The sequence below is a fragment of the Fusibacter ferrireducens genome (genome assembly GCF_015352425.1).
Classification (GTDB): Bacteria; Bacillota; Clostridia; order Peptostreptococcales; family Acidaminobacteraceae; genus Fusibacter_A; species Fusibacter_A ferrireducens.
Genome location: NZ_JADKNH010000005.1, coordinates 194,211 through 220,578, shown reverse-complemented (window position 1 = coordinate 220,578; position 26,368 = coordinate 194,211). Strand labels below are relative to the sequence as shown.

Genomic DNA, 26,368 nt, shown 5'->3' with positions numbered 1-26,368 from the left:
ATAATCAAATTCTAATCACATCTATCCAATTCTTTTTAATGACCACATGTATCATGATGTTGATGTTCGTGACAAACAGATCCTGTGGATTTTAAATTTCCAGCTAAGTAAGATTTTGCAGCTTCATCAGATGCACCTTGAGCACCCACTATGACTTCAATGTTTTTTTCATTGAAAATATCAATGGCGCCACCCCCCATGCCACCAGAAATAATCACGTTGACACCTAAATCATTGAGATAGTTTGGTAAAAATCCAGGTCTATGCCCCGGATTTGGAACGACCTCACTTTTGACGATTTTTTCATTTTCCGTGTGATAAATACGAAATGACTCACAATGTCCAAAATGTCCTGTTACAACTTCACCATTACTTGCTACAGCAATTTTCATAAAATGCCTCCTTTAATTCCTAATTTTATACGTTGACTATATGTCATTATGTCTGTGACATTGGATGCATGTTCGGTTAATGCAACGATATCATCACGCCCAATGTGTTTCAGCGAAAATTTTCGGTTGAGAGCCATCAATTGTTGAAGTCCTGTTGTGACGCGTTCTATATAAGAATAGAGGCCAATTGAACCTGGGGGCAAGTCAACTGCCGATTCACCCACAACTTCTTTGAGCTTTTTAACGTCTCCAAAGATGCTTTCGATATCCCTGCCATAACGTTCATACGCTTTTGGCACATCGCCCGCTAAAATCGACTCACCAACCAGCTTTCCAACCGTTGCTGCCGCCATAGCAGCTCGACCAATACCTACAAATTGAATATAGGGTGCCCCCAGCGCTAGGCCTTTGAAGACATGATCTTCAGTTGAAAAGCCACCTGTAATTGCAACTTGAGGCAAGTAATACCCCTTCATCTCCATCTGTTTCAAGATATCGTAGACCATGCTTTCCAACGACACTGTTGGCGCACCCCATTCGTTCATCATTTTAACGGGACTGTTCCCCGTACCGCCACTTGCGCCATCAAAAGTGACCAGATCTACCTCTGAAAGAGATGCCACTTTCAATATAGTTATTAAGTCTTTAGGGTCGTAAGGTCCTGTTTTAAAACAAACCTGTTCTGCCCCTAAGCGCCTCAGTTCTAAAACGCGCTTTTTAAGAGACGTTTCTGTCCACATGGGGAGTTTACCAATCTTTTCAAAGGGTTGGCCAATACCTTTTTTATAATTCTCTGCAATATTTTCATCTGAGGGATCGGGATAAATAAGATATCCCATGGATTGATAATGCAACGCTTCTTCTATAGATTTCAAACGGCCCATGCCTTGAATCCCTTTTGCCGCTTGACCAAATTTCAATTCAACGGATTTTACCCCCAGTTGTGTTATGGCATATTCAAGTACGCCGAGGTTTTCGTCATCCACATTAGCTTGAAGAATAATATCCCCATAGCCATGATCATGTCTTCTAAAAGACTGAACCATCTCTTCTAAAAGAGGTGATCCAACCACTTTGCCATCTTCCAATTCTAGATTAGTATCCTTTGCCACAACATCTTCGCCAATAACCACCAATACGCCGGCAAGTGCTGCCCCTGCAAAATAATCACGCCAATTGAGCTTAGCCATTGCAGGCAATATAATTGGCGCCTTTAAGCGTATTTTTTTCTTCCTTCCAAATGTAATCTCTGTATCTGCTTTCGGAAAAGTTGCCTGATCTGAATCCGCCTCGCATCCCCAAGCACCAAATACTCTACCGTTGATATTAAAGTGTGAAAAATCCAATGGATATATCTTTTCAGAAGCAAACTGATAAACATCCGTTGCAAAAGGATAAATGGCCTCTGACCCCCTTATTGCAGAGAGTCCAATTTCACACGGCCCCATGCAATTTGACGTGCATACCGAACACATGCCTGAAGGTGAAGTCAAATGATTAGGTGTTCTCATATGTGTGTTTGTAAGTGCACTGCCTAAAGACTTGCTATATGACATAACGCTACCCCCTATTGATTTTAAATAAAGTATTATCCTCTGCTAAAAATATTTTCATAGAGGCTCTATAGACTATCTCAACAGCTGTTCTTGCAGCACAATCCACTTCCGCTATACTCAGACCTGCGTTCACTGCTTTTACAACCTTTGAATCAAATGGTATTTTGCCTACAAAATCAAGTGCCTTTTCTTCACAATAAGCTTCAATTTTTTCGGATAAGCCTACGTTCGTATCATATTTATTGATGCATACCGCTATTCGAGGTTGAAAAATTTGAGCGGTCTCCACAATGCGCTTCATATCACTGATCCCAGAAACCGAAGGCTCTGCGACAATCAAAACCATGTCCACACCGCTAATCGATGAAATCACCGGACATCCAATGCCAGGTGAACCATCTATAATGGCAAAATCGACATCTTCAACCCCTTCTGTAGCTGCTTTTAACTTTTTCTTCACTTCTGTCACCAGCATGCCACTGGTCCCACTGCCCATTTTTAACTTCGCCGTCGAAAAGGTGGTCATTCCCTTAAAAACCTGTAAATCACCTGCTTTTGCCCTTTGCATTTCAATCGCATTTGCTGGGCACATGCGCTCACAGACACCACACCCTTCGCAGGCCATTGTATCCACAACATAGTTTATTTTATGACTAATGGCATCAAATCTGCAGTGGGTCTGACACAACCCACAATCCGTGCAAACGCTTGGGTTGATCACCGCTTTGTCCATTCCAAAGTAATCCCAGTGATCTTGTTGGTCAAAATCTCTTTTAATAAGGTGTAGATTAGGGGCATCCACATCACAATCCGCAAAGGCTTTCGCATTTGAAATCTGGATAAATGCAGATGCCACTGTGGTCTTGCCAGTGCCACCCTTACCACTTAAAATCAGTAATTGCTTCATCTGGACACCTCTTCTTCAATTCTATTTAGAATAGCCTTAAATAACGCATCGTACGCCATACTCACTCTGGTTATAATCGTACCATTTGAGTTGATTGCACCCAAATTTTTATCAAACGGAATCCGCCCAATAATGGGTATATTCTCATCCACACAAAATGATTCAGACGGATTTTCACCTTGGATACATTTATTGAGGACACATCCAAAGGGTTTATCAAAGAGCTTTACAAGATCATACACCATATTGAGGTTATGGCGTCCAAATAGAGTTGGTTCAGCTATGAGCACACAGTAGTCCGCATCCTTTATACTCTCCATCACCATACAAGAACTTCCAGGTGGACAGTCAATCACAGTATTTAATACCTCTTCTCTATTGAGATGAAGCAATTCCTTAATGATTGGCACTCCAGTTTCTTCGCCGGTGTTCAAACGACCCGTGATCACTTTTACATTTTGGGACTGTCCAGATTCGATAACGCCGATTGCTTTATCTTTCTCTTTAATTGCATGTTCTGGACAAATCAAACTGCATCCGCCGCAAGAATGACAAATTGAGTCAAAGACTTTTACTTTTTGATTGATAAATGCAAGTGCATTGAATTTACAAAACTCAACACAAGTTCTACAGCCACTGCATTTATCATGATCTACCACAGGCGTTTTAACTAAGATCTCCTTTTCGACCACATCATCAGGTTTGAAAAAAAGATGTCCATTCGGTTCTTCAACATCACAATCTATGTAGATGGCCTCCTCAAAAGCAGATGCCAGATTGACAGAAACTAGTGTCTTTCCTGTGCCACCTTTTCCACTAAGCACTGCAATTTTCATATGGATCCTCCCGTTCTACTATTTATGCTGATGTAATCCTGCATGAATCTCTGTCAGCATGGACAATCCATTTTGATTAAATGACTCTATGTTCTCTTTTATTGATGTCCCATTGGTCTTATAGATTTTCACACCTGCTTCGCTGAGCACTTCAGAAGCATTCTCACCGCATCTTGGTGTCAATAAAGCGTGGACATTTTGATCTACTACTGCTTGTGCAGCTTTTATACCTGCACCGCCTTGACTCGCTGCAGCACTGTTGTCTAGAAATGTATGCGCTTCTTTTTCTGTATCATAAATCAAGAAATAAGGTGTTCTGCCAAAAGAAATGCACACGGTGGATTCTAAATTTTTTTCATCTACTGGAATTGCTATTTTCATATATTGCCTCCTATTATTTTAGGCATATGCCATTTACAATCTCATTATACCTCATTATAGACATATGTCAATAATCTAATTCGAAACCTTTCCAATAAGATATTTTAAATATTGAAAAAAATTGCAAATAGTTATTGACATATGTCAAATATAGTGTAGAATAGTTTTATAAATGACATATGTCAATAACTTAAGGAGGTGATATTATGCCAAGAAGAGATGGAACAGGACCAATGGGCGAAGGTACATTGACAGGAAGAGGTTTAGGCCATTGTGATAATGGTGAAGACAGAGCTTTTAACACTGAGAATCAATCTTTCGACAAACCAGCAAAAGGCATCGGCCGTGGTAGAAATTGCATGGGTGGTAGAAATGGCGGCCTAAATCAAGGCAGAGGCAGAGGTTGCGGCAGAAAAGGCAACCGAAGATTCGGTAGAAATATGAGCAATCAATAAGCGCTCTCTTAAAGAGTTTGCTCTAAAATTGAATTCATATCTCTGAAAAAACGCCCCCTTAAAGCTAGATTTTTTAATCTCGCTTTAAGGGGGCGTTTTACATTGCAATTTATACTCTATCTATTTTTTCTATATCACTAATTATTGTACTTTACGTAGCTTTTCTTGCTTAGTCCGTTCGACAAATCTCCCCATAAGAAAGGCCATAATACCTACACCAATGCCCGTTTGAACGCAGAATAACAAGCTTTCAACTTCGCCAGGCAATTCACCATGAATCCAAGTTTCCATAACAGGCGTAAACCAAGGTTCATATTCTTGCCCTGTAATCTCAGAAATTGCAACACTTCCAGCATCATCCGAACCGCCAAATTCAGCACCTTTTAATACAAATAACGGTACAATGGCAATCAATAATGCAACAATTAATAAAACCACAACTGTCCATTTTTTGTTCTTCATTATTTTTCACCTACCTTTAAAAAGCCAATACCTCTTAATTCTGACTGTGCGTACGTTTCAAGACCAATAATAACGAGAACACTCAAAATACCTTCTATAATTGCAAGCGGTAATTGTGTTGGTGCAAATACTGCAAGGAACTTGGCAGCTGACACTTGTATACCGCCCATCTCTGAAGGATACGCAAGTGCAAGTTGTAAACTGGTGACACAATATGTGAATAAATCGCCTATCGAGGCCGCCAAGAAAACACTTACGTATTTATTCACTTTTAATTTTATACATAATTTATAAATTCCAAAAGAGACAAGTGGTCCTGCAATTGCCATAGAAAATGTATTCGCACCAAGAGTGGTTAAACCACCATGTGCCAGTAAAACAGCTTGAAAGATGAGCACAATAAGTCCCAATATACTCACAGAACTCGCTCCTATTAAAATTGCCCCTAATCCTGTACCAGTCATATGAGAGCAACTTCCTGTCACCGATGGAATTTTCAGCGATGAAACCACAAAAATAAAAGCACCTGACATTGCAATGAGTGTTATGGATTTCCGATCTTTGGCCACTGTTTTCTTAATCGAAAAATAACCCCACACTAAAAATGGCATACAAATAGCACCCCAAAGGATACAATACATCGGCGATAAATAGCCCTCCATAATATGCATTGCATTGGTCACAGGCGTTATACCAAAAATAAATGCAATTGCAATCGAACTTGTGAAAATGATCTTCTGTCTAAAATTCATTCGATTTCCTCCTCTTCTGACGTTTTATGTTTTTCTAAGCTAAATCGCCTAGAAAAACCACGTGATCATCAAGTAATTTGTTAAATGCTTGTGTCGTTTTAGGATACTCCGCAGAGTCTTCTAACAGCTTTTTTTTAACGAGCATTTCATAAACCTCAAGCATCATGGGTTTTTTTAAGTTTGCCTTTTCTAAGATCTGCTGATCTCTAAAAATATCCAACGGCGTCCCATCCGCTATAATTTCTCCTGCGCTAAACACGAGAACACGTTCCGCCCAACGATATGCCAAATCCACATCATGTGTGGAAAGTAATATCGTCTTCCCCACGTTGCCAAGCTTGGCGAGTACATCCTCTAGCATTGTAGCATTTAAGGGATCAAGTGCCGCTGTGGGTTCATCAAAAATAATCATTTCTGGTCTCATCGCTAAAATACTGGCGATGCTCACGCGTTTCTTTTCACCACCACTAAGGTAATGTGGCGGTCGATCTTTAAAATCTGTAATATTCATATAGGCAAGGGATTCTTCCACGCGTTCATGCACTTCTTGCATAGGCAACTTTAAATTCATTGGCCCAAATCCCACTTCAGCCCTAACTGTGGAAGCGACGATCTGATTATCCGCATCTTGAAAAACAATGCCAATATTTTTGCGAAGTTCTTTTAGATTTTTTTTAGTGACAAGCGTTTCCCTGTAGGTGATTTTACCACGCTCAGGTGCAAAGACCCCATTTATATTGAGGAAAAAAGTGGACTTTCCAGATCCATTAGAACCCATAACTGCAATCTTTTCACCTTCACGTATGTCCACACTGACATCATTCAATGCGACTTTTCCGTTCCAGTAGGCATAGTGCAAATTTTCCACCTTTAATATCGTTTTCTTCATCTACAACTCCTTACAGCCTTGTATAGCACCCAATGATAATCAAAATCACAATAAATAGGGCTGCTTTCATAATTAAATTTTTATCCACGGCTCTATCTTCTTCATAAAATAGAAAATCACCATCATAACATCTTGATTCCATTGCATCGTAGTAAGCATTTGCCTTTCTCATGGAAATCACGAGCAAATTGGCGCCTATGCTCCCAAAAGTTGAACAAGACGTCTTAAAATCGCAGTTGCCCAACCTTGAATCTGCCGCATTTTTCATCTTAGTCGACACTTCTAATAAGATAAAAATATAGCGATAAATCATATTCATGAGCTCAATCACAAGCTTTGGCACATGTGCTTTTCGCATTACAGAAATGATTTCAGAAAATGGTGTTGAAAGCGTCATCATCTGAAGCGCACTGATCGCTGCAAAAACTTTTAATGTTAGATATAATCCCGTTTTTAGCATTGCCTTTGAAGTATAGAAATAGCCAAGACCAACGGGAAAATGGTATAACCCCATGGGCTCTTTTGAAAAATCGAAAATAATGGCCACAACACTGAGCAAAATAAAAGTAGTCGGAATTGCAAGCACTCTTAAATACTCGCTCAAGGGCAATTGCCCTTTAACTATTGTGATGTAGGCCATTGCCACAATCACCACTGTAGAGACATAGGGATTGTTAAAGGCAATGCAAATTACCATGATCACCAGTGAAAAAAAAACTTTAAAAGTGGCATTCCAGTGCTTGATGTGAGAAGCATACGCATAGTAATCAATTCTAACGCCTTCGCCGTGGTTGTGTTTAATTCGCTTCATTCGTATACGCCTCCCTTCTCTGAAATCCCGACAAAAAATAAAACCTCTCAATCAAACGCTAAGAGGTTTTGTAACCATAAAAATATAAAGCTACACTTATAGACATCCCCTCCATCTTCCGTAGAGTCATTGATGATACAGAATAGGCAGGCTTTCTGACTCAAGCGTCATCACCTTTTCCACCTTCCCGGTTTCCCAGTGGTATTTTGGAAAAGATTCTTCTTTTACAGCGGCGGGACCGTGAGAGATTTACACTCTCTTTCCTTTTAATAGTTGATTTTATAATCAACAGCACCTATTCAAAATATTAAATTTGCGATTAGGTTAAAGTGTCAAAATCCAATAGTTGTGCAACCTCTATTTTGGCACTCTAACTCTACTTAATTATAGAGAAATATTTAACAAATAACAATACATTTTCTTGCGACTTTCTTGTAATATTATGTCCATCCTTTGCTTTTCTTAAAAATACCCTGTACTCACGAGCCTGTGGCGACTTTACACACCTCATTGTCTTTCTAAGACGAGTGTCGCTAACGCATTTACATCTTCAAAATAGTAATCTGAATTCTGACGCATATAAGCCACAATACTAGGTATCATATGCGACCAACCTGCACACGCAAAATCTATTCCGCAGCTTCTCGCCATATCAAGTCCGGGTTTTAAATCATCCACCATGAGCAGTTCACTTCGCTTAAGATTGAACTGTCTCATGATTGCCTCAAGTGGGTAAGGATTGGGTTTTCTTTGATGTGCTTCGCCTTCCCAGCCGAAAATCATATCAGGCTCTATATTTAAAGTCTTTTTATAATCCCTTAAAATCCGATTTTTTTCAGAGTGAGATACGACGCAAATATAGCCTCCAGACGCTCTAAAATTTGAAATTAACTCTGAAAAGCCTTTATAAAACTGTGGGATGACACTTCCTGTATAACGTCGCCATATCTCCTGCTGTCTTGATGATTCATCATCTGTATATTTTAGAATAACCCTACACAAGTCATCAAAACCTGGATCAAAACAATAATTCACAAATTCTTCGAGTGTGTAAGGGGTTAATTCAGGACGCAATACCTTCATCGCTTCAATAAATGAAGGATAATGAATAGTTGGCGTACTCTTAACCACCGTATCATCATGATCTAACACTAAACACTTATATTTCATTGAACAAATGCCTCCTATATCATCTTAAAAACGAATTTCTTCTCCCAGCCATCTTATTGATTTCATACCTGTCTTCCGTTTCCTTATTATATCAGCATCCGTGTCATTGCGGTCTATTTTAAAAGGTTAAATGTAAAAAAAATCTTCTCCGTGTCCAATGGGTTCCGAAATTGCCGATAAAAGCATATGCTTACATAATCGTTAAAAGCTCAATGTATTTTTATCGCACAGAGCGTAAAAAAGGCACAACTTGCTTGGAATAATCGTCCATGCCAGCTGCACCTTTGAACTCTATAAATCTATGCGATTGTAAGGTTTAAATGATTTCTTCTGGGTGTTTTATTGAACATCCTCGTTTAAACTTTTCATAATAAATTGAGTGGTCAAATAAGAGATATCTGCTTCCATTGTTTCTGTGCTGGCACCATATAAGTCTGTTTTAACTTTATAGACAACGACAAGGTCCTTGCTGTCATAGATATCAATGCGCTGTCCACCACTTCCTGCAAAACGAATGGCACCTTCATCCGTGTTAAAGCTATATCCATAGTTTGGAGTGCCGCTGTTACTTCTCGACACAACAGCTTTTGAAGCCTTGTCCAAGTAGGATTGAGAAATGATTTGCTGATCATCGATCTTACCGCCATTATCGATCAGAATACCAATTTTCAGCATATCTTCTCCCGTCAAAGCGAGCCCTTTTCCACCAAAATATGAACCATCACTATTTGATTTTTCGAAATTATAAGCATGAATCCCCAAAGGACCGAAGAGGTACTGATCTGCGAATTCCTTTAAGTGCATTGAACTGGCCTCGTAGAGCACATGATCTAAAACATTGCCATGCATCGTGTTATAGTCAAATAATGTACCAGGAACTGTTTTCATTGGTAGGCTCATCATTGTTTGAGGGATATTGACTTTCTCAAACGGGTTTAGAGATTGCGTATATAAATCGATGAAGACACTCATGTCTTCTTCTTCACCCCAAGTCAATCCAGACTGCATCGTCATAAGGTGTTTGACAAGAATATTCTTTTTATCCTCAGTCATGTTATCCAAAGTCGTTGTATCAAAGTATTTTACGACTGGATCCTCTGTGCTCAAGAAGCCTTCATCCTCAGCTATTCCAATGAGCATAGAAGTCACTGACTTAGTTACGGAATATACGGGTGAAGGTTTCATTTTGTTTTTAGGACTCGCATAGTAGCTGTAGCAAAACTTTCCGTCCTTTGCAATTAAAACAGCATCTAGATTGGCATATTTAGGATTGTTTGAAATATAGGTCTCCATGTTTTTTAACATCTCAGCGTTAATTCCAACGATTTTAGGATCCACTTGTGTAAGCGGCGTACTATCAAGCGGTTCTTTATTGGTCTTATTTAAAAACTGCTCAACGCCCTCTGGAAGCATCACACCTTCTGGCATGTCAAAACCCTCTGGGAGCATCACGCCTTCTGGCATGTCAAAGCCCTCTGGAAGCGTCACACCCTCTGGCATACTAAACCCCTCTGGAAGCGTCATGCCCTCTGGCATACTAAACCCCTCTGGGAATTCAAATCCTTCGGGTAGACTAAAGCCTTCTGGCAAAGTTATGCCCTCTGGTAAAGTCCGCCCCTCAGATGAATTCGTCATCTCTTGTAATTGATTCAGCATATCCAACATGTCTTGCATATTGTTGGCATATGTAATCGTGTTTGCTTGAAAAAGTGTGAATACAAGTAAAAAAACAAAAATTCGTTTCAACATAATTGTTCCCCCTTAAATTACTGAAATCTACACGAAAGTATCCTCATGACCGAAATTCTGTGTTTGAGGTCATCCTAATAAATATTCCACACCACCCAATATAATAGTAGCATTTTTTCACATTTATCCGCAAGTGTTTTACCACATTACCGCTTTTCCTTAAAAATTAGCATGCGCATTCACCGAACCGCTTCTAAAATATGAGAAAAAAGCACCTTACGGATTCTAATCTATTAGAACTGTATAAATACGTTTATACCACAGCGTTCTTCTATAAAACTTATTTTTCAGATAAAAAATAATTCCAATTTTTTAGAATTTTTGATTTTGCTTCTATTGTGCTCTTTTGTAATGGATGCCTATGATCTCAACATCATCCGCGGATTATCTAAAAAATAAATTTTTGGCACCACAATTGCGATATGAATACCATAAAATTTGTTTTTATATCCATTCGTTTATACTCAATCGTTTATACCCCACAGGAGGCTTTAAGTATGTCCATTTATGACGAAGACTATTTCAATTCAATACGAGCAACATTTGACTCATACGCGCTGGGCTTTCCAAATGCAACAGTTATATTAGACGATCTTGAAAAACATTTATTCGTCAAAAACGCCACGGATTTTCAACTCAATATAAAGGAAGGTGCCATCCCGCCAGAAGGCGGTGCGGTTAAACGTGCCATAAAAGAAAAGAAGAAACAAAGCGTCATTTATCCAAGAGAAAAGTACGGTGTTCCGGTTACAATTACCAGTATCCCGCTTATCAATTCCTCAACTGATAACGTCGTGGGCGTGCTTACTATAGGCATTTCCAGAGAAAATGAAGAAAATGTTATGTCAATGTCAAAAAAATTGCATGCTTTTTCAGAAGCGCTCTCTACTTCCTCGGAAGAATTGTCTGGTAGTATGGAAGAAATAGCCGCAAATGCCCAAATAATCAATAGTAAAATTGACTACATAAACAAAGAGTTCGAAAGGCTTGATGTCGTTATAGAATACATCAAGTCCATTGCAAATACCACTAATCTGCTCGGGCTGAACGCTTCTATAGAAGCGGCGAGGGCTGGTGAGCACGGCAGAGGTTTTTCCATTGTTGCAGGGGAAATTCGAAAACTTGCAGAGAACAGCAAATCATCTTCTGGCGAAATCAATGAGACCCTAAAGCGCATTGCCGGGGATATGAGCGAGATCAGAGAAATTGCCAAAGGATATGCTTTGATTAGCGAAATGCAAGCCACACAGACAGAAGAAATCGTTAAAAACATTTACGAACTCAAAACACTTTCAATTGATCTCACCGAGCTCTCTACCAAGATTTAATCGCACAAAATGCAATTAAAAAATACAAGCGCCTCTCTTTACGACCACACAAAAATTGTGTATACTCATTTTATTTAAGGAGGCGCATACAAGATGAGACCCATAATCGGCATTACGGCTAACTACTCCACAAACGATAGTTTTGGCATCTCTGAAGGCATCGGTGCCATAAAACAAGAATGGCAATTGCTTGCAGATGACTACGTCTACTCAATAGAAGCGGCAGGAGGAACTCCTGTCATCTTACCTGTTCTTAAAGATTTAGATCAACTCAGCGATCTGATCAAGCACCTTGATGGCATCATCTTCACTGGGGGCAAAGACATCGATCCTAATTACTACGGTCAATATCCTACGAAGGCATTGGGACTACTGATACCTGAAAGAGATCGCTTTGAAATAGAACTTGCTAAAATAGTACTTTCTGAATCCAATATACCGGTCTTAGGGATTTGTAGAGGCTGTCAGCTATTGACGGTAGCCACCGGAGGCACTTTGTTTCAAGATATGCAATATCAAAAGTCCACTTTATTTAATCACGCCTGTACAAATTCACCTAAACATTATCCCATCCATAACGCTCAAGTAGATACCCATTCACTGATCTACGATATTTTCAACACAGATCAGATCCGCGTTAACAGTTTTCACCATCAGGCAATCGATCAGTTGGGAAAGGGCTTTAAAGTTACAATGTCTGCAGATGACAACACTGTGGAAGCCATTGAGATGCCCCCTGAGAGATATGTTGTAGGCATCCAGTGGCATCCTGAGATGATGACCAGAGAACACCCCTATTACTTAAAAATTTTTACCGATTTTGTCAAAAGGTGTTCCAAATAAGCACTCTAACTCCAAATAGGCTTTCAAAATATAAAACTCAAACTTGATAGTCTATATTATATCGATGAAATCACGTCAATAGTAAGAAGCCTCAACAAAATCGTCTTTTATGACAATTTGATTGAGGCTTCTCTACTTTTTAGACAACTTTATTTCTTATTACATCTTATGAGTACATATTTATCATGTGTTTTCAATTCATGAGATTAGCCCACTAACTCTCCCACAGAGTCACTCGATTCAAACGCATTTGTATCTTCAGGCAACTTTTCAATACTGAATCCAGTAAAGCCATAGATTGCTGAGATGATTGGATTAATGTAGTTTAGGAAGCAGTACGGCACGTAAGCCCAAGGTGCTAACCCAAGCGTAATCATCATGTACGCACCACAAGAACTCCACGGTACCAAAGGCGAAGCTAAAGTACCCGCATCCTCTAAAGCCCTTGAGAGATTTTTAGGATGTAGTCGTCTTTGTGCATAGGCATCTTTATACATTCTACCAGGAATTACGATAGATAAATATTGGTCCCCTGCAATAAAGACAATGCCATAACATGAAATCAACGTTGCGAGAATCAACTGACCATCTGTTTTTGCACGTTCTAATATGCGACATGCAATCACATTGAGCATTCCAGTTTTCTCCATAACGCCACCGAAGATCATGGCACAGAGTGTCAACGACGTCGTCCACATCATACTTTGCATGCCACCACCCGTTAGCAATTCATCAATTGCAGGGTCGCCAGTAAAACTTGTAAAACCATTGTTTGCAATATCAATCAGATCTTTTAAACCAGCACCTTGGAAGATCACTGCGAAAAATAACCCCACCACACTGGCAAAAAAGAGACCCGGAATTGCTGGTATACGGAAAATAACCATACCGATAACCATACATGGTACTAAAAGTAGAATTGGACTGATGTAGAACATGTCTTTCATTGTATCTAAAAGATTATTAATTGCAACTGTATCTAATTCCCCACCAGCATAACGCATACCGATAATCCAAAATAAAATGATAGAAATAACTGCACTCGGAAGCGTTGTATAGAGCATGTGTCTTATGTGATCGAATAGATTTGCACCTGCCATTGCCGGTGCTAAGTTAGTGGTATCCGATAACGGAGAGATTTTATCTCCAAGATATGACCCTGAAATAATTGCCCCGCCAATGATCGGAACCGAAATGCCAAGGGCTGTTCCAATACTCATAAGTGCAATCCCTACCGTTGCAACTGTTGACCAAGAACTTCCCGTTGCAACAGAGACAACTGCACAGATAATAAATGCTGCAACTAAGAAATATTGAGGTGATAACACTTGAAGACCATAATAAACCATTGTTGGTATGATCCCCGCCTTGATCCAAATACCCACAAGAATACCGATAATCAGAATGATAATGATTGCCCCCATGGACATTTTGATCGTTTCGACAATCCCTTCTTCTATCTCTTCCCACGAGTAATTCAGAAAGTACATTGCAACCGCAGCTGCAACCATTGCCGAAGTAATTAAAGGAATATGCGGTTCCCCTAACTTATAAACCACCAATGTGAGTATAAGACTTACTGCCAGAAATAAGACAGGAATCATTGCGATCAATAGCGTCGCTTCCTTCTTCTCTTTTTTCACTTTTTCCATCTTCTTACCTTCCACTTGATACCTCCAATTCTTGTTTTTTCCCCTTTTTTTATAATTAAAGTATCTCAGGATCTCTCCCCTTGAAACGATACTTATAATTCTTCAAGAATGCGTTCAAATTCACCAATGATATCATCTATATTTTCAAGCCCGGTCGAAATTCTCAAAAGTCCTTCTGGAAGTCCCGCTTCCTTACGCTCAGCAGCTGTCATACCACTATGTGTAATTGTTGTATCACAAAGACTTGTGGTATAAGTCCCAAGACTTGCAACAATTTCTGAGAGTTGAGCCTTTTCAACAAACTTTGCTATATTTTCATAGCTGCCCATGTCCACTGCCAACATGCCACCGTAAAGACCTTTATTAAAATACTTTTTCGCCGCTTCATGGTCTGGAAACGAAGGCAATCCTGGATAGTACACTTTGCCCGTCTTCGGATGTTGGTCTAAAAATTCTGCAAGTTTCATGGCATTATGGCTGTGACGTTCCACACGAATGTCCAGCGTTCTCATACTTCTCATGAGTAACCATACATCAAATGGGCTTATGGTAGGCCCAAAAGTATGTGATAAATCAACCACTCTGTCAAGAACTTCTTTACTACCTAAAACAATGCCTGCCATGATATCGCTATGACCATTCATAAATTTAGTGGCACTATAGACCACAATATCTGCACCATATTTTATAGGTTGGCAGACAATAGGTGTGGCAAAAGTATTATCTATCATCAATCTTGCACCATGTTGATGTGTTATTTCTGCAACTTTGGCAATATCTATAACTTCGATCATGGGGTTGCTAATCGTCTCCATGTATACCATTTTCGTATTAGGTTTAAAATATGGCGCTAGATCTTCTTTCTTGAAATCAACAAAAGTAACCTCAACACCAAGATTTTCTCCAAGCTCAGTCTTTAAGAATTTAAAGACATTACCATAAATCACATTGTTGGCTATAATATGATCTCCCGATTTAACTTGCGAAAGAATCGCCAAAGTGATAGCTGCCATACCCGATGCATAAACATCACATGCCTCAGCACCTTCAATATTTACCAATATTTCTTTCAAAGCATCTGCTGTTGGGTTGCCATAGCTGCCATATAGATAACCATCTTCTCTATGATAGCAAATATCATTACAGATATCTGAATCCTCAAAACTATAAGCAGAACTCATATATATGGGCATCACTTTCGGTTTTGATGTCATTGGAATTCTTTTGTATGCACCCAAATGGGTCAATTGTGTCATAAATTTTTCTTCCATAAATTTTCACCCTCCCGTTTCCTGTTGTCAATTTAATCATAAAGCCTAGAACTATATGAAAGTCAATATCCTTTTTTTACATTTGATTGAGTTATCAGAAAACATTATAATAGAGTTATATCGTCAGAATCCGTTTAGAAAGGGCTCTCGTATGAAAGATCAGTTTTCAATTGGTGAAGTCTCTAGAATTTTTAATATCTCTGTTCATTCACTGCGTCACTATCATAAAATTGGACTCATTGTACCGAGTCTTATCAATGAAGAAACGGGTTACAGATACTATACTTTTGATCAGTTCCAGTTTATCAGTCGCTTCAAATATTTGAGATCTATTGGGCTCTCATTGGAACAGATTAAGCATGTTTTTGACACGGGAAAATCTGAAGATTTAAAGCAGATATTAGCTGAGATTAAAGCGCAAAAACAAAAAGAACTTCTTGCTATTCAAGAACTCTTCGCAAAAATTGACTTTATAACAGACTACTACTCTTTTAACGAAGTAGATGACACGCTTAATCTCATTTACAAAAAAACGTTCCCTCAGCGCTATTTATTTATCTCTGATCGAAATCAAACCTCCATTGAAAACATGGATATCAGTTTACACCGCAAGTTGTTTGCCGAAAAGAACAAAGAGATCAGTTTCATGCGACAGTTCAGCTATATATTGGACTTTGACGCCTTAATGCAAAATACCTTTAAGCCGCTCTGTACAAGCGTTTTACTCAACAACCCGAACAAGGTCAATCCAGAGGATCTCATTGTCTTACCTGAAGGGGACTATGTCTGCTTCTGCACGCATATTCTCAATGAGGACTTTGACATTGCTCCTCTTATGGCATATGTCAACAGAAAAAAAGAGCAAAGACCTTCTATTGTTCTTGCCATGGAATACGAAGATCATCTTCACGAATACTATAACGCAATCTATGAACTTCAGCTTTTTTATCCATCCAAACAGGTATGACGTATGTAAGCGCATCGTTTAAATTCATCGTTTAAACTCACCCCTTAAAACAGATTTAAAGCCATCATCACTTTCAAATACGATCCGATGGCTTTTTCATTTTTTTGCAATTTTACAGTAAATCGCTTTCAAAAACTCTAGAACTATGCTAGGGTTTTAAAGTTTGATTTTTCTCTAATTTGAAGTTTGATTCTTTTTTAAAAAATAGGCAACTTGATAATATTCAATCATATAGCCCTTTTCTTTTAGTATTCTTGAAATTTTCCTAGGGCCAAGGCCTTCCAAATGCAATTGTTCAATATAAATCTTCAAATCCCCTTCTATGGCATCCTTCACTTCATTGCTTTCGCCTTCTTTATAAGGTTCATTTTCATCTAAGATTTCAAAGGGAATGTGCTTCACTTCAACGTACGTATCAATTTGAGCCCTCCCTTTGATATCATCAATCAGAGGCGCTGCAGCATCAATGCTGAAGTTGATAATATCTCTAAATTGTCTGATGTTGCGTGGGTATTTCGCCTTTAGCAAAAGATCCACAGCTTCATTTGAAAAGTACACACAATATTTGATCTTGTGAACCTTCTCAACTGCCTTCTCGTAATTTCCTATAAAATGTTTCAGTAAAAGACGCTTTTCCTCATAACTTCGCTCGTCCAAAGAAGGCACATATATTTCGTATTGGGCCAATCTCTGATAAAGTTCTGGTAAAAGCTCAGTTTTAAGATCACGTGTTGAAGCTGCAATAATGATGACATCCACTCTGAATTCTTTAACGCCACCGATTCGTCGGATCTTGCCCGACTCAATGACTTTGAGCAATAAATTTTGATAGTGATCCAGCGCGTGTGCCTCATCTAAGAAGAGAATCCCACCATTCGCTTGTTCAAAGAGACCACGTTTTTCCTTAGACCCCGTATAAGCACCCACTTCACTTCCAAAGATTTCAACAGCCGCGATATCTGGATTTGTAAACTGGGCACAGTTAACCTCTATAAGAGGGGCATTCACATCAATGACGCCAATCTGTTTTGCATAATCAAAAATGAGATTCGCAAGCATCGTCTTTCCCGTTCCAGATTGGCCCGTTATAATAGAATGTCTTGGTCCACCAAGAGATCCCACGGTCCGCTTTGCCTTCGTTAATACGCTTTCAAGACTCCCTTTATTCCCTATGATTTCTAAGTTGTTTTCACTGGTTCTATTGAGTTCCAGATGAAGCTCTAAAAAGGAAATGCGTTTATTGAGCTCTTCAATATCATGAATATCCTTAAAAATAGAGTATGCTCCTACAAACTCACCGGATTTGAAAAGGGGATAGGAATTGACAACATATTTCTTGTTACTAACATAATGAATTTTCTGATCCAAAACCGGCTTTTGACTCTTAAGCACTTGCAACAAAACAGCCTCTTTATAAAATTCTGAAATATGCTTGCCCACCATATACTCTTTTGTGGAGTTGGCATAATCAGCAGATACTTTATTCGTATAGAGAATATGACCTTTTAAGTCGACAATATTGATGCCATCGTTTGCACTATCCATCACTTCAACAATCAATTCATTTTGAAATAGATCTTTTCTTGAAATTGGCATCTTCCACACTCCTTTTTAACAAATTATAACGTTAGTCTAACAGTTATTATAACACTTTCTGGTTCTATAAAAAAGAATTTTGTTGAAAATAGCCGTTTTTCAAATTTGGCACAGTAATTGCTCTATTGTATGCTATAACACACAAAAACCTTTCCAAATGAAGGAGGCTGAAACATGTCAAAACTAACTGAGATAAGATGGCACGGTCGTGGTGGGCAAGGTGCCAAAACAGCATCATTACTTTTAGCAGATGCTGCATTCAATACAGGCCAGTATGTTCAAGGATTTCCGGAGTACGGTCCAGAGAGAATGGGCGCACCTATTACAGCATATAATCGTATTAGTGATACCAAAATTAGAGTTCACTCAAATATCTACGAACCCGATTTTGTAGTTGTTGTAGACGAGACACTTCTCGCTTCTATTGACGTCACTGCAGGATTAAAAGAATCTGGTGCCATCATCATTAACACGCCAAAATCACCAGATGAAGTACGCAAATACCTCAAGGGATATAAAGGATCTGTCTGTACGATTGATGCTGCCACTGTTTCTGAAAAAACACTTGGCAAAAATTTCCCCAACACACCAATGTTAGGTGCTGTTGTTAAAGTGAGTGGCGTTATGGATGAAGTACAATTTATAGAAGATATGAAAGCGTCGTTTGCACACAAATTTGCAACAAAACCCCAAGTTATTGAAGGTAACGTTGCAGCATTAAAAATGGCAATGCAGGAGGTAAAAGGCATATGAAAAATAAAGCAGGTCAATTAATTACACCTGAAATTTCATGGAAAGAAATCACGCCTGGTGGTACGGTTTACGAAGGCGGGTCTGCTCATCATTTTAAAACTGGCGACTGGAGAACAATGGTCCCTACTTATAAACCTGAAAACTGTAAGCAATGTCTACTCTGCGCACCCGTTTGTCCTGATAGTTCCATCCCAGTACAAGATGGCAAACGCCTTGATTTTGACTTTGATCACTGCAAAGGCTGTGGTATCTGTTTCAAAGTTTGTCCTTTTGGTGCCATAGATTTCGCAAAAGAAGAAAAATAGGAGGAAAATCATGACTATAAGAGATAGATTATCTGGAAATGAAGCAGTTGCAATTGCTATGAAGCAAATCAATCCCGATGTAATGCCTGCATTTCCAATCACACCTTCAACAGAAATTCCACAATACTTCTCACAGTACGTTGCGAATGGCGAAGTGGATACTGTGTTCATTCCTGTGGAATCTGAGCACAGTGCAATGTCAGCATGTATTGGATCAGAAGGTGCTGGTGCGCGTACTTTTACAGCAACATCATCATGTGGTCTTGCTTTAATGCACGAGATGCTTTATGTGGCTTCATCGTCTAGACTTCCAATTACACTAGCATGTGTTAACAGAGCACTTACAGGTCCAATCAATATCAACAATGACCACAGTGACTCCATGGGATCAAGAGATGCGGGTTGGATTCAAATCTATAGTGAAAATAATCAAGAAGCATATGATAACTTTATCCAAGCAGTTAGAATTGCAGAACACAAAGATGTTATGTTACCTGCGATGGTTTGCCAAGATGGTTTCATCACAAGCCACGCTGTTGAAAATATAGAACTGATTGAAGACGAAAAAGTAAAGGCATTCGTAGGTGAATATGAACCAGAAGAGTTTTTATTAAAATCAGATAGTTCAATTGCCATTGGTCCTTACGACACAGCTAATTTTTATATTGAGCACAAAAAACAACAAGCTGAAGCTATGGTCAACGTTAAAGCTGTTGCACTTGAAGTTGCTGCTGAATTTGAAAAAATGACAGGCAGAAAGTACGGTCTATTCGAAACGTATAAATTGGAAGATGCCGATACAGCTCTTGTTATTATCAATTCATCTGCAGGTACAGCTAAAGATGCCATCGACACACTCCGAGCAGAAGGTAAAAAAGTTGGTCTGCTTAAAATTAGACTGTTTAGACCTTTCCCAAAAGAAGAAATTGCTGAAGCACTAAAACATGTTAAAGCAATTGCTGTTATGGATAAATGCGAAGGTTTTTCAGCTGCAGGCGGTCCACTCTTCGCAGAAGTACGCTCTGCTCTTTATGATTTAAATGAAAAACCAATGACAGTAAATTACATCTATGGTCTAGGTGGTCGTGATGTAAAAACAACTGATATCGAAAGTGTTTATTCAGATTTAGATGTAATTGTAGAATCAGGTAAAGCAGGCGACACATACAGATACCTTGGTGTCAGAGAATAGGAGGTCAAGCTTATGGCTTATAATTTTAAAAATGAAATGTGTAAACCCGAGCGTTTGACAGGTGGACACAGAATGTGTGCTGGCTGTGGTGCGCCAGTGGCAGTCAGAGGTGTTTTAAGAGCACTTAAAGAGGGAGACCAAGCTGTTATTGGCAATGCTACAGGTTGCCTTGAAGTTTCAACTTTTATGTATCCTTACACAGCTTGGAAGGATTCATATATTCACAGTGCTTTCGAAAATGCCGGCGCAACTATAAGCGGTGTTGAAGCGGCTTATAATGCAAAGAAAAAAAGAGGCAAATTAGACGACACTTATAAATTCATCGCATTTGGTGGAGATGGCGGTACTTATGATATTGGTTTCCAATCTCTTTCTGGTGCTATGGAAAGAGGCCATGACATGGTTTATGTCTGCTATGATAATGGTGCCTATATGAATACAGGGATTCAACGTTCTTCTGCAACACCTAAGTTCGCAGATACAACAACAAGTCCAGCTGGTACTGAGATTCCTGGTAAATCACAAAATAGAAAAGATTTAGCAGATATTATGGCAGCGCACAATATCCCATATGTGGGACAGACAACTTTCTTAAAGAACTTCAAGGATCTTCATGAAAAATCTGAAAAAGCCATCTATACAGAAGGTGCAGCATTTTTAAACGTACTCGCTCCATGTCCACGTGGCTGGAGATATGACGAATCAGAACTCATGGAAATTTGTCGATTAGCAGTAGAAACTTGCTACTGGCCACTTTTTGAAGTTATCAATGGCGAGTGGAAACTTTCTTACAAACCAAAAAACAAATTACCTATTGAAGATTTCTTAAGACCTCAAGGTCGTTTCAAACACATTTTCAAACCTGGTAATGAATATATGATCAAAGATATCCAAGAAGAAGTAGATCGCAAATGGGATCAACTCCTTAAAAAATGCGGCGAATTATAAATTACATCTCCTTTAATCTATGAAGCACAATGCCCTCAAACACAATCGGCTCACCACCGCGTGTTTTGAGGGCATTGTTAATTTTTGTTTTATCGTGTATTCATTTAGACTCCAATTAAGACAGTTTTTGTTCCAAATAGGCCATCTATGATAATTGTTATTTCTCATATGGTCGAATTGCAACGAAGTGGCATCTATAAAAAATGGGATTGACAAAATATATAGTTTTATATACACTAAGTATAGTTTAATATACTTCACTAAACAAAGTGATTCACCTTTGCGCATCCTAAAGCGCTATACATAATTTGCATAAATATCTTAAATCCTATATTGGAGGTGGTTAAAACTATGAAACTTGGCAATAACGTCCGAAAATATCGCTTTGAGCAAGGTGAATTAACTCAGCAGGAACTCGCCAATGAAGTAAACGTCACAAGGCTAACCATACACTCCATAGAGACTGGCAAATTCATGCCATCAACACTCCTTGCTATTAAACTCGCTAAGTTTTTCGGAAAAAGCGTTGAAGAAATTTTTTATATTATTGAAGATGAAGATTAGGAGGTATCGCGATATGAAATTTATAAATCGACTTTCAATCCTACTGAGCATTATAATGCTCTGTCTAATTGCAGGCAATATTCTATTGCTGTCAAACCTTAAAACTGCAATATTTACGGGTTCAGATGTCCAAGATTGGATGGGCAAAACCCTTGCTATTTTTCTAATTGTAATTGGATTGTCACATCTATTTGCGATACTGAATTCTATCAAACTCTTTTGGCATTTAAGAAATGACAGTCTATTAAGAGCCACCACTTTCGTTGTATGCTTTTTCTCACTATTTCTTCTGGCTGTGGATATCATGATGTTGAGCGACATTGGACACGAATATATAGCCGGCTATGATACTTCAGATGAGTGGCGCATCGTATTTGCAGGACACGCTATTCATGCGGCCTTTGCTGTGCTTCTGCTTTTTCAAGGCATTACAGCAAACAAACTCATTTCAAAAAATCCAGTACGGACAACCATCATTAAGGATGAAGCACTTTTCTTAACCGTTAATCAAATGGGCATCGTATCTTCTATCTTGGGATTAAACAGTTTATTACTACTCAATTTGTCAGGTCTTCCTCAGAAGTATTTAAGCGGCTTGTATTTCCTGCTATGCGTCGTTTTTCTACTGCCTTATGGTTTGGCTGCTGGTTACTGGCTCTTTACAAAGAGAAAAGAAAATCCTTCGGATTGGTATGATGAGAAACAGTTTTCGGACATCTCTTTAGGTGCATTTTTTACACTTGTGTCCACAATCATTATTGCACTTTTAATTTATGGTCTTTTATCTTTTAGAATCATTGACATCCCTATATACTTCTGGTTTCCAGAGTACTTTATGTTGAGTTTATTACTCTTTTCTGGAAGCACTTTATATTTAAGCAAACGAGGTTGAGACGAACCATAACCCCCCCATGACATATATTCACATTAAAGCCATCACAAAGGAAAAACATCACAAAGGAGTGACATCATGAAAAAAAATCAAATAATGCATAAACATTTAAAATTCTTAGTGATATTCATCATTTTGGGACTTTCAATATACGGTTACATGAAGGGGATGGCATTGGAAACCTATAAAGCTTCATTAAATCAAAGTCTAATTATGCATTTTGAATATGTTATAAAATTAGCAGATGCAAATTTAAATTATCTTGATCAATATAAGCGCGAAGAATTATTATCACTTGATGACTATCAAAAGATCAGATACAATCATACACAGATTTTTGTTGCATTTCAAACGATTGAAGCCTTTGATTTATTTTTGGATGACTCAAAAGAATCTAGACCCACTAAAAGAAGCGATCAATGCTTTTATATGAAGGATTATTTGCAGAGATTTGTATATGAAAATAGCAATTCGGAAGATGATTCAGATGAATATTTGAGAAGCTATTACACTCAACTTAAAGATACGCTTTCACTATTGATTGAGAAAAAAACATCTTCCAAGTGGGATGAAGAGGTTAAAGTATTTTTAGATTCTGGAAATAGACTAGTGGAAATAAATTAGTACCGCCAAAAGAGTGGTCTTTCGATTCTAAGCACTTAGTTGTTGTGAGTAAGAATACCAAGAACCCAAATATAAAAATGAGGTCTTATAATGAAAAAATATCTAAAATACTTAGCACCCTTTATTTTTTTGATAATCATCCTATATCAACATCAGGAAATAAATCAATTCAAAATCGCTTTTAATCAAAGTTTAAAATTGTATCTTGAAGCTGCTAAAGTTTTAGTTAATAGCAACTTAAGCTATCTTGATAAATTTGATAAAGAGGGTTATTTATCCGAAAAAGATTATCTCACCATGATAGACAACCAATCTTTTACCATCGTGATATTTCAAAACATGGAGTCTTTGGATCAATTAATGCCAAAACTCAATGAACAATATAATGGCTTTAAAAGAAGTCTTCAAAGTAGTGAGATGAATGATCGCTACTATGATTTTGAGTATGAAAAGAACAGATATAAAGACGCTACGGATGAAATTCTAAGAAGATATTACACCAAACTCGATAATGAACTCTCTACTTTACTTGAAAAAAGCGATTCAATCGATTGGTACAAGGAGGTTAGATTGTTTTTATACTCTGGAAGTACACATTTCCCATCCGAAGAGTAAAATTCAAACCTACTACACTCAAAACGCGCTATCCAAAGGTTTATCGGATAGCGCGTCACTCATGTAATAAGCCTATTCACTTTTGTACATATCAGCTCTTTCGCCACACTTCATTTCTGTGATCATATTTCAGCTCTGTTATTACTTCTCTATCATTACATTTCTACCATTTCAGCTTTAATCTTCCCTGAAATCTTTTGAACCGCTTTGATGATTTGCGCGAGATCACCCGTTAAGAGTTTTCGATCCTTCATCACTATCTGTCCGTGAATCATGGAAAAGACCACATCCTGAGGATATGCGCCATAGACAAGTGCTGAGTAATAATCATAGATGGGTTGTAAGTGCGGTCTGCTCGTATCTATAATAATGACATCTGCCATTTTTCCCACTTCCAGCGAACCTATTTGATCCGCCATGTGAATTGCTTTTGCCCCTAAGATCGTACCCATCTCCACCACTTCCCGTGCTGTAAGAACCGTATTATCCTGAGCATTAATCTTTTGAACCTTAGTGACTTGATCCAAAAGGCCAATGACATCAAGGGTGTTCCCACTCATGGGACCGTCTGTGCCAATACCAGTCATCACACCGTGCTTAAGCATTTCATCCACTGGTGACACAGGGCGCCCACTCTTGGCATTTGCAGCCACACAGTGAACCACGCCTACATCATGTTTCGCCAAAAGCTCAAGATCAGCCTCATCAGCATAGACCACATGTGCTGCAATCAGTTTATCATTTAACACGCCAATATGATCCAAGTATTGCACTGGCGACATTTGATACGCCTCTCTAAATTTAGAAATTTCATAAGTCATTTCAGAAACATGCATCAGTACGGGCACATCCAGTTCTTTTGAAATTTCACAGATTTCTTTTAGATGTGCTTCATCATTAGAATAGGTCGCATGAGGTGCAAGCGCCGGCGTAATCCATTCGTCTCCACGCCATTTTTCGATGAGTCTTTTGGCATGTATCATTCCTTCGTAAGGCAACTGTGCATCCGGTGCAATTCGATCTATAATTGTTTCTCCTACAATCGCGCGTATACCCATTTCCTTAGCCGCTTTGGCCACTTCGTCCTCAAAATAATACATATCCACAAAAGTGGTTACACCACCCAAAATCATCTCAGCAATGCCAAGCATAGCACCCTTTCGAACATATTCTTCACAGATCAAACGGTCTTCAAGCGGAAAGAGAAACCGCTGCAACCGATTGGGAATATCCTCTCCAAGCGTTCTAAAAATAGACATGGATACATGCCCATGACCGTTTATAAACCCAGGCATGATGATGCCGCCATGCGCATCTATCATTTCTTCGAATTCATAATCACTCATTAAAGCATCATGACCCACAGCCACAATGCGAGCGCCTTCTATCACAACTACACCCTTTTCTATAATTTCGTCTGATGCGTTCATAGTTAAAATCACACCATTATAAATACATTTGTAACTCAATTCTGATTACCGCCTTCCTATAATTACAGTTCTAACCCCTAGGAAATCGAATTATCCAAGCTGTCTTTTTTTTCGCATGACTTCTCTTTTATTATTGACAACTGAAATCACAATAAAACCTAAAATCGTAATGACATAGGGAATCATGTGTATAAATTCAACGGGAATTTGGACCGATTGAAGGTAATTTGATAACGTATCTGCAAATCCAAATAATAGCGATGCAAAGAGCGCACCCACAGAAGAATTCCCTGCAATCGCTCTTGCCGCAAGTGCAATATAGCCACGTCCAGCTGTCATACCAGCTGAGAACCATGACATATAACCCATGGATAAAAAGGCGCCGCCCATGCCCGCCAAGATGCCACTTAAGACAAGTGCAATAATTTTTATTTTGAATACATTAATGCCTACAGAATCGGCCGATTCAGGTGCTTCTCCCACTGCGCGAATTCTCAACCCCAGTGCTGTATGGTTAAATAGAATGTGGACCATCACAATACAAACAAGTACTAAATACGTCAATACGTTATGCCCTGATAAAATCGGACCAATCACTGGCAAATCCGCGATAAAAGGCATATCGATATTCGGAAGCACCTTACTGTTTAAAGAGGTCGAAATGCCTTTATCCCCTGTGATTGTGGTGAGTAAAAAGATCGTTCCACCAGCACTTAAGATATTAATCGCAATCCCAGTTAAAACGATGTTGCTCTTCATTTTCAGTGCAAAATAAGCAAGCATTGCCCCCAGTAAAGCACCCGATAACATGGCGGCCAATAGACCCATCCAAGCGTTTTGAGTAAGTGCACTAAAAAGCACACCCATCAAAGCACCTGTCAACATCGTCCCTTCAATACCAATATTGATTGCACCTGCCCTACTGGCAATTACAGCCCCTAGAGTCGCGTATAAAATCGGTGTGGTCACACGAATCACAGCGAACCAAAAGGCATCATTCCAAATCATATGCATAATCATATCCATCT

The 26,368-nt window shown here is 38.8% G+C and carries 28 protein-coding genes and 1 riboswitch; of the genes, 12 read left to right on the top strand and 16 right to left on the bottom strand.

The genetic code is table 11. The features are described from left to right. Positions 1-35: 35 nt before the first annotated feature. From ISU02_RS09825 to ISU02_RS09805, 5 genes are read right to left on the bottom strand one after another with little or no spacing between them, the layout of a single operon-like run. Positions 36-392, bottom strand: a complete 357-nt coding sequence (locus tag ISU02_RS09825; RefSeq protein ID WP_194701652.1) for a NifB/NifX family molybdenum-iron cluster-binding protein — start codon at positions 390-392, stop codon at positions 36-38. After that, positions 389-1,948 carry a glutamate synthase-related protein gene (locus tag ISU02_RS09820; protein ID WP_194701651.1) on the bottom strand — a complete coding sequence of 520 codons (1,560 nt, stop codon included), beginning with the start codon at positions 1,946-1,948 and terminating at the stop codon, positions 389-391. The genes ISU02_RS09825 and ISU02_RS09820 overlap by 4 nt, the downstream gene beginning before the upstream one ends. A 4-nt stretch (positions 1,949-1,952) precedes the next feature. Then, a complete protein-coding gene (locus tag ISU02_RS09815) occupies positions 1,953-2,855 on the bottom strand; it encodes a nucleotide-binding protein (RefSeq protein ID WP_194701650.1) in 903 nt (300 codons plus the stop codon). After that, positions 2,852-3,691, bottom strand: coding sequence for an ATP-binding protein (locus ISU02_RS09810; RefSeq protein ID WP_194701649.1), 840 nt, complete (start codon positions 3,689-3,691; stop codon positions 2,852-2,854). The genes ISU02_RS09815 and ISU02_RS09810 overlap by 4 nt, the downstream gene beginning before the upstream one ends. A gap of 18 nt (positions 3,692-3,709) precedes the next feature. Continuing rightward, positions 3,710-4,072 carry a NifB/NifX family molybdenum-iron cluster-binding protein gene (locus tag ISU02_RS09805; RefSeq protein ID WP_194701648.1) on the bottom strand — a complete coding sequence of 121 codons (363 nt, stop codon included), beginning with the start codon at positions 4,070-4,072 and terminating at the stop codon, positions 3,710-3,712. Positions 4,073-4,278: 206 nt separating this feature from the next. On the opposite strand from ISU02_RS09805, the gene ISU02_RS09800 reads away from it, so the two are divergent. Continuing rightward, positions 4,279-4,527 carry a DUF5320 domain-containing protein gene (locus ISU02_RS09800; protein ID WP_194701647.1) on the top strand — a complete coding sequence of 83 codons (249 nt, stop codon included), beginning with the start codon at positions 4,279-4,281 and terminating at the stop codon, positions 4,525-4,527. A 141-nt stretch (positions 4,528-4,668) separates the two neighbouring features. Here the strand turns inward: ISU02_RS09800 and ISU02_RS09795 are convergent, their stop codons facing one another. From ISU02_RS09795 to ISU02_RS09770, 6 genes are all read right to left on the bottom strand, one after another. Continuing rightward, a complete protein-coding gene (locus ISU02_RS09795; protein ID WP_194701646.1) occupies positions 4,669-4,989 on the bottom strand; it encodes an energy-coupling factor ABC transporter substrate-binding protein in 321 nt (106 codons plus the stop codon). Next, a complete protein-coding gene (locus tag ISU02_RS09790) occupies positions 4,989-5,741 on the bottom strand; it encodes an energy-coupling factor ABC transporter permease (protein WP_194701645.1) in 753 nt (250 codons plus the stop codon). The genes ISU02_RS09795 and ISU02_RS09790 overlap by 1 nt, the downstream gene beginning before the upstream one ends. Before the next feature lie 34 nt (positions 5,742-5,775). Then, positions 5,776-6,630, bottom strand: a complete 855-nt coding sequence (locus ISU02_RS09785; protein ID WP_194701644.1) for an energy-coupling factor ABC transporter ATP-binding protein — start codon at positions 6,628-6,630, stop codon at positions 5,776-5,778. 10 nt (positions 6,631-6,640) lie between these two features. After that, on the bottom strand, positions 6,641-7,441 hold the full coding sequence (gene cbiQ, locus ISU02_RS09780; protein ID WP_194701643.1) for a cobalt ECF transporter T component CbiQ: 801 nt from the start codon (positions 7,439-7,441) through the stop codon (positions 6,641-6,643). Positions 7,442-7,569: 128 nt separating this feature from the next. Further along, positions 7,570-7,755: riboswitch (cobalamin riboswitch) on the bottom strand. A gap of 193 nt (positions 7,756-7,948) precedes the next feature. Beyond that, positions 7,949-8,611: an HAD family hydrolase gene (locus tag ISU02_RS09775; protein ID WP_194701642.1), complete on the bottom strand. Its 663-nt coding sequence runs from the start codon at positions 8,609-8,611 to the stop codon at positions 7,949-7,951. Between the two features lie 339 nt (positions 8,612-8,950). Further along, positions 8,951-10,360 carry a serine hydrolase domain-containing protein gene (locus ISU02_RS09770; protein WP_194701641.1) on the bottom strand — a complete coding sequence of 470 codons (1,410 nt, stop codon included), beginning with the start codon at positions 10,358-10,360 and terminating at the stop codon, positions 8,951-8,953. A 497-nt stretch (positions 10,361-10,857) separates the two neighbouring features. Here ISU02_RS09770 and ISU02_RS24305 point away from each other — a divergent pair, with 497 nt between their 5' ends. Further along, positions 10,858-11,688 carry a methyl-accepting chemotaxis protein gene (locus tag ISU02_RS24305; RefSeq protein ID WP_323985032.1) on the top strand — a complete coding sequence of 277 codons (831 nt, stop codon included), beginning with the start codon at positions 10,858-10,860 and terminating at the stop codon, positions 11,686-11,688. A 93-nt stretch (positions 11,689-11,781) separates the two neighbouring features. Beyond that, complete coding sequence (locus ISU02_RS09760; RefSeq protein ID WP_194701639.1) at positions 11,782-12,531, top strand: gamma-glutamyl-gamma-aminobutyrate hydrolase family protein; 750 nt, start codon at positions 11,782-11,784, stop codon at positions 12,529-12,531. Positions 12,532-12,737: 206 nt separating this feature from the next. On the opposite strand, the gene nhaC is transcribed toward ISU02_RS09760, so the two are convergent. Both nhaC and ISU02_RS09750 read right to left on the bottom strand, forming a co-directional pair. Beyond that, on the bottom strand, positions 12,738-14,198 hold the full coding sequence (nhaC, locus tag ISU02_RS09755; protein ID WP_323985031.1) for a Na+/H+ antiporter NhaC: 1,461 nt from the start codon (positions 14,196-14,198) through the stop codon (positions 12,738-12,740). 77 nt (positions 14,199-14,275) lie between these two features. Further along, positions 14,276-15,454, bottom strand: a complete 1,179-nt coding sequence (locus tag ISU02_RS09750; protein WP_194701638.1) for a trans-sulfuration enzyme family protein — start codon at positions 15,452-15,454, stop codon at positions 14,276-14,278. A 151-nt stretch (positions 15,455-15,605) separates the two neighbouring features. Between ISU02_RS09750 and ISU02_RS09745 the strand changes: the two genes are divergently transcribed. Further along, a complete protein-coding gene (locus tag ISU02_RS09745) occupies positions 15,606-16,421 on the top strand; it encodes a MerR family transcriptional regulator (RefSeq protein ID WP_194701637.1) in 816 nt (271 codons plus the stop codon). Positions 16,422-16,595: 174 nt separating this feature from the next. On the opposite strand, the gene ISU02_RS09740 is transcribed toward ISU02_RS09745, so the two are convergent. Then, a complete protein-coding gene (locus ISU02_RS09740) occupies positions 16,596-18,017 on the bottom strand; it encodes a sigma 54-interacting transcriptional regulator (RefSeq protein ID WP_194701636.1) in 1,422 nt (473 codons plus the stop codon). A 174-nt stretch (positions 18,018-18,191) separates the two neighbouring features. Between ISU02_RS09740 and ISU02_RS09735 the strand changes: the two genes are divergently transcribed. From ISU02_RS09735 to ISU02_RS09700, 8 genes are all read left to right on the top strand, one after another. Continuing rightward, positions 18,192-18,770, top strand: coding sequence for a 2-oxoacid:acceptor oxidoreductase family protein (locus ISU02_RS09735; RefSeq protein WP_194701635.1), 579 nt, complete (start codon positions 18,192-18,194; stop codon positions 18,768-18,770). Beyond that, positions 18,767-19,075, top strand: a complete 309-nt coding sequence (locus ISU02_RS09730; RefSeq protein ID WP_194701634.1) for a 4Fe-4S binding protein — start codon at positions 18,767-18,769, stop codon at positions 19,073-19,075. Before ISU02_RS09735 ends, ISU02_RS09730 begins: the two co-directional genes overlap by 4 nt. A gap of 10 nt (positions 19,076-19,085) precedes the next feature. Then, entirely contained in the window at positions 19,086-20,267 is a 1,182-nt protein-coding gene (porA, locus tag ISU02_RS09725) for a pyruvate ferredoxin oxidoreductase (RefSeq protein WP_194701633.1), read from the top strand. Between the two features lie 12 nt (positions 20,268-20,279). Next, positions 20,280-21,215, top strand: coding sequence for a thiamine pyrophosphate-dependent enzyme (locus ISU02_RS09720; protein ID WP_194701632.1), 936 nt, complete (start codon positions 20,280-20,282; stop codon positions 21,213-21,215). A gap of 351 nt (positions 21,216-21,566) precedes the next feature. Beyond that, positions 21,567-21,779, top strand: coding sequence for a helix-turn-helix transcriptional regulator (locus ISU02_RS09715; protein WP_194701631.1), 213 nt, complete (start codon positions 21,567-21,569; stop codon positions 21,777-21,779). 13 nt (positions 21,780-21,792) lie between these two features. Then, a complete protein-coding gene (locus ISU02_RS09710) occupies positions 21,793-22,671 on the top strand; it encodes a hypothetical protein (RefSeq protein ID WP_194701630.1) in 879 nt (292 codons plus the stop codon). 78 nt (positions 22,672-22,749) lie between these two features. Beyond that, the gene (locus ISU02_RS09705) at positions 22,750-23,295 is read left to right on the top strand and encodes a hypothetical protein (protein ID WP_194701629.1); all 546 of its coding nucleotides are present in this window, start codon (positions 22,750-22,752) and stop codon (positions 23,293-23,295) included. Between the two features lie 90 nt (positions 23,296-23,385). Then, positions 23,386-23,910: a hypothetical protein gene (locus ISU02_RS09700; RefSeq protein ID WP_194701628.1), complete on the top strand. Its 525-nt coding sequence runs from the start codon at positions 23,386-23,388 to the stop codon at positions 23,908-23,910. A gap of 155 nt (positions 23,911-24,065) precedes the next feature. Here the strand turns inward: ISU02_RS09700 and ISU02_RS09695 are convergent, their stop codons facing one another. Together ISU02_RS09695 and ISU02_RS09690 are read right to left on the bottom strand one after the other, a co-directional pair. Further along, positions 24,066-25,379, bottom strand: a complete 1,314-nt coding sequence (locus tag ISU02_RS09695) for an amidohydrolase (RefSeq protein WP_194701627.1) — start codon at positions 25,377-25,379, stop codon at positions 24,066-24,068. A 51-nt stretch (positions 25,380-25,430) separates the two neighbouring features. Next, complete coding sequence (locus tag ISU02_RS09690) at positions 25,431-26,366, bottom strand: ABC transporter permease (RefSeq protein WP_207736250.1); 936 nt, start codon at positions 26,364-26,366, stop codon at positions 25,431-25,433. Between the last annotated feature and the right edge of the window lie 2 nt (positions 26,367-26,368).

Excerpts from the sequence above, each read along its gene's own strand:
- ISU02_RS09825 (WP_194701652.1), bottom strand. The coding sequence starts at position 392 with ATGAAAATTGCTGTAGCAAGTAATGGTGAAGTTGTAACAGGACATTTT.
- ISU02_RS09820 (WP_194701651.1), bottom strand. The coding sequence starts at position 1,948 with ATGTCATATAGCAAGTCTTTAGGCAGTGCACTTACAAACACACATATG.
- ISU02_RS09815 (WP_194701650.1), bottom strand. The coding sequence starts at position 2,855 with ATGAAGCAATTACTGATTTTAAGTGGTAAGGGTGGCACTGGCAAGACC.
- ISU02_RS09810 (WP_194701649.1), bottom strand. The coding sequence starts at position 3,691 with ATGAAAATTGCAGTGCTTAGTGGAAAAGGTGGCACAGGAAAGACACTA.
- ISU02_RS09805 (WP_194701648.1), bottom strand. The coding sequence starts at position 4,072 with ATGAAAATAGCAATTCCAGTAGATGAAAAAAATTTAGAATCCACCGTG.
- ISU02_RS09800 (WP_194701647.1), top strand. The coding sequence starts at position 4,279 with ATGCCAAGAAGAGATGGAACAGGACCAATGGGCGAAGGTACATTGACA.
- ISU02_RS09795 (WP_194701646.1), bottom strand. The coding sequence starts at position 4,989 with ATGAAGAACAAAAAATGGACAGTTGTGGTTTTATTAATTGTTGCATTA.
- ISU02_RS09790 (WP_194701645.1), bottom strand. The coding sequence starts at position 5,741 with ATGAATTTTAGACAGAAGATCATTTTCACAAGTTCGATTGCAATTGCA.
- ISU02_RS09785 (WP_194701644.1), bottom strand. The coding sequence starts at position 6,630 with ATGAAGAAAACGATATTAAAGGTGGAAAATTTGCACTATGCCTACTGG.
- cbiQ (WP_194701643.1), bottom strand. The coding sequence starts at position 7,441 with ATGAAGCGAATTAAACACAACCACGGCGAAGGCGTTAGAATTGATTAC.
- ISU02_RS09775 (WP_194701642.1), bottom strand. The coding sequence starts at position 8,611 with ATGAAATATAAGTGTTTAGTGTTAGATCATGATGATACGGTGGTTAAG.
- ISU02_RS09770 (WP_194701641.1), bottom strand. The coding sequence starts at position 10,360 with ATGTTGAAACGAATTTTTGTTTTTTTACTTGTATTCACACTTTTTCAA.
- ISU02_RS24305 (WP_323985032.1), top strand. The coding sequence starts at position 10,858 with ATGTCCATTTATGACGAAGACTATTTCAATTCAATACGAGCAACATTT.
- ISU02_RS09760 (WP_194701639.1), top strand. The coding sequence starts at position 11,782 with ATGAGACCCATAATCGGCATTACGGCTAACTACTCCACAAACGATAGT.
- ISU02_RS09750 (WP_194701638.1), bottom strand. The coding sequence starts at position 15,454 with ATGGAAGAAAAATTTATGACACAATTGACCCATTTGGGTGCATACAAA.
- ISU02_RS09745 (WP_194701637.1), top strand. The coding sequence starts at position 15,606 with ATGAAAGATCAGTTTTCAATTGGTGAAGTCTCTAGAATTTTTAATATC.
- ISU02_RS09740 (WP_194701636.1), bottom strand. The coding sequence starts at position 18,017 with ATGCCAATTTCAAGAAAAGATCTATTTCAAAATGAATTGATTGTTGAA.
- ISU02_RS09735 (WP_194701635.1), top strand. The coding sequence starts at position 18,192 with ATGTCAAAACTAACTGAGATAAGATGGCACGGTCGTGGTGGGCAAGGT.
- ISU02_RS09730 (WP_194701634.1), top strand. The coding sequence starts at position 18,767 with ATGAAAAATAAAGCAGGTCAATTAATTACACCTGAAATTTCATGGAAA.
- porA (WP_194701633.1), top strand. The coding sequence starts at position 19,086 with ATGACTATAAGAGATAGATTATCTGGAAATGAAGCAGTTGCAATTGCT.
- ISU02_RS09720 (WP_194701632.1), top strand. The coding sequence starts at position 20,280 with ATGGCTTATAATTTTAAAAATGAAATGTGTAAACCCGAGCGTTTGACA.
- ISU02_RS09715 (WP_194701631.1), top strand. The coding sequence starts at position 21,567 with ATGAAACTTGGCAATAACGTCCGAAAATATCGCTTTGAGCAAGGTGAA.
- ISU02_RS09710 (WP_194701630.1), top strand. The coding sequence starts at position 21,793 with ATGAAATTTATAAATCGACTTTCAATCCTACTGAGCATTATAATGCTC.
- ISU02_RS09705 (WP_194701629.1), top strand. The coding sequence starts at position 22,750 with ATGAAAAAAAATCAAATAATGCATAAACATTTAAAATTCTTAGTGATA.
- ISU02_RS09700 (WP_194701628.1), top strand. The coding sequence starts at position 23,386 with ATGAAAAAATATCTAAAATACTTAGCACCCTTTATTTTTTTGATAATC.
- ISU02_RS09690 (WP_207736250.1), bottom strand. The coding sequence starts at position 26,366 with ATGGATATGATTATGCATATGATTTGGAATGATGCCTTTTGGTTCGCT.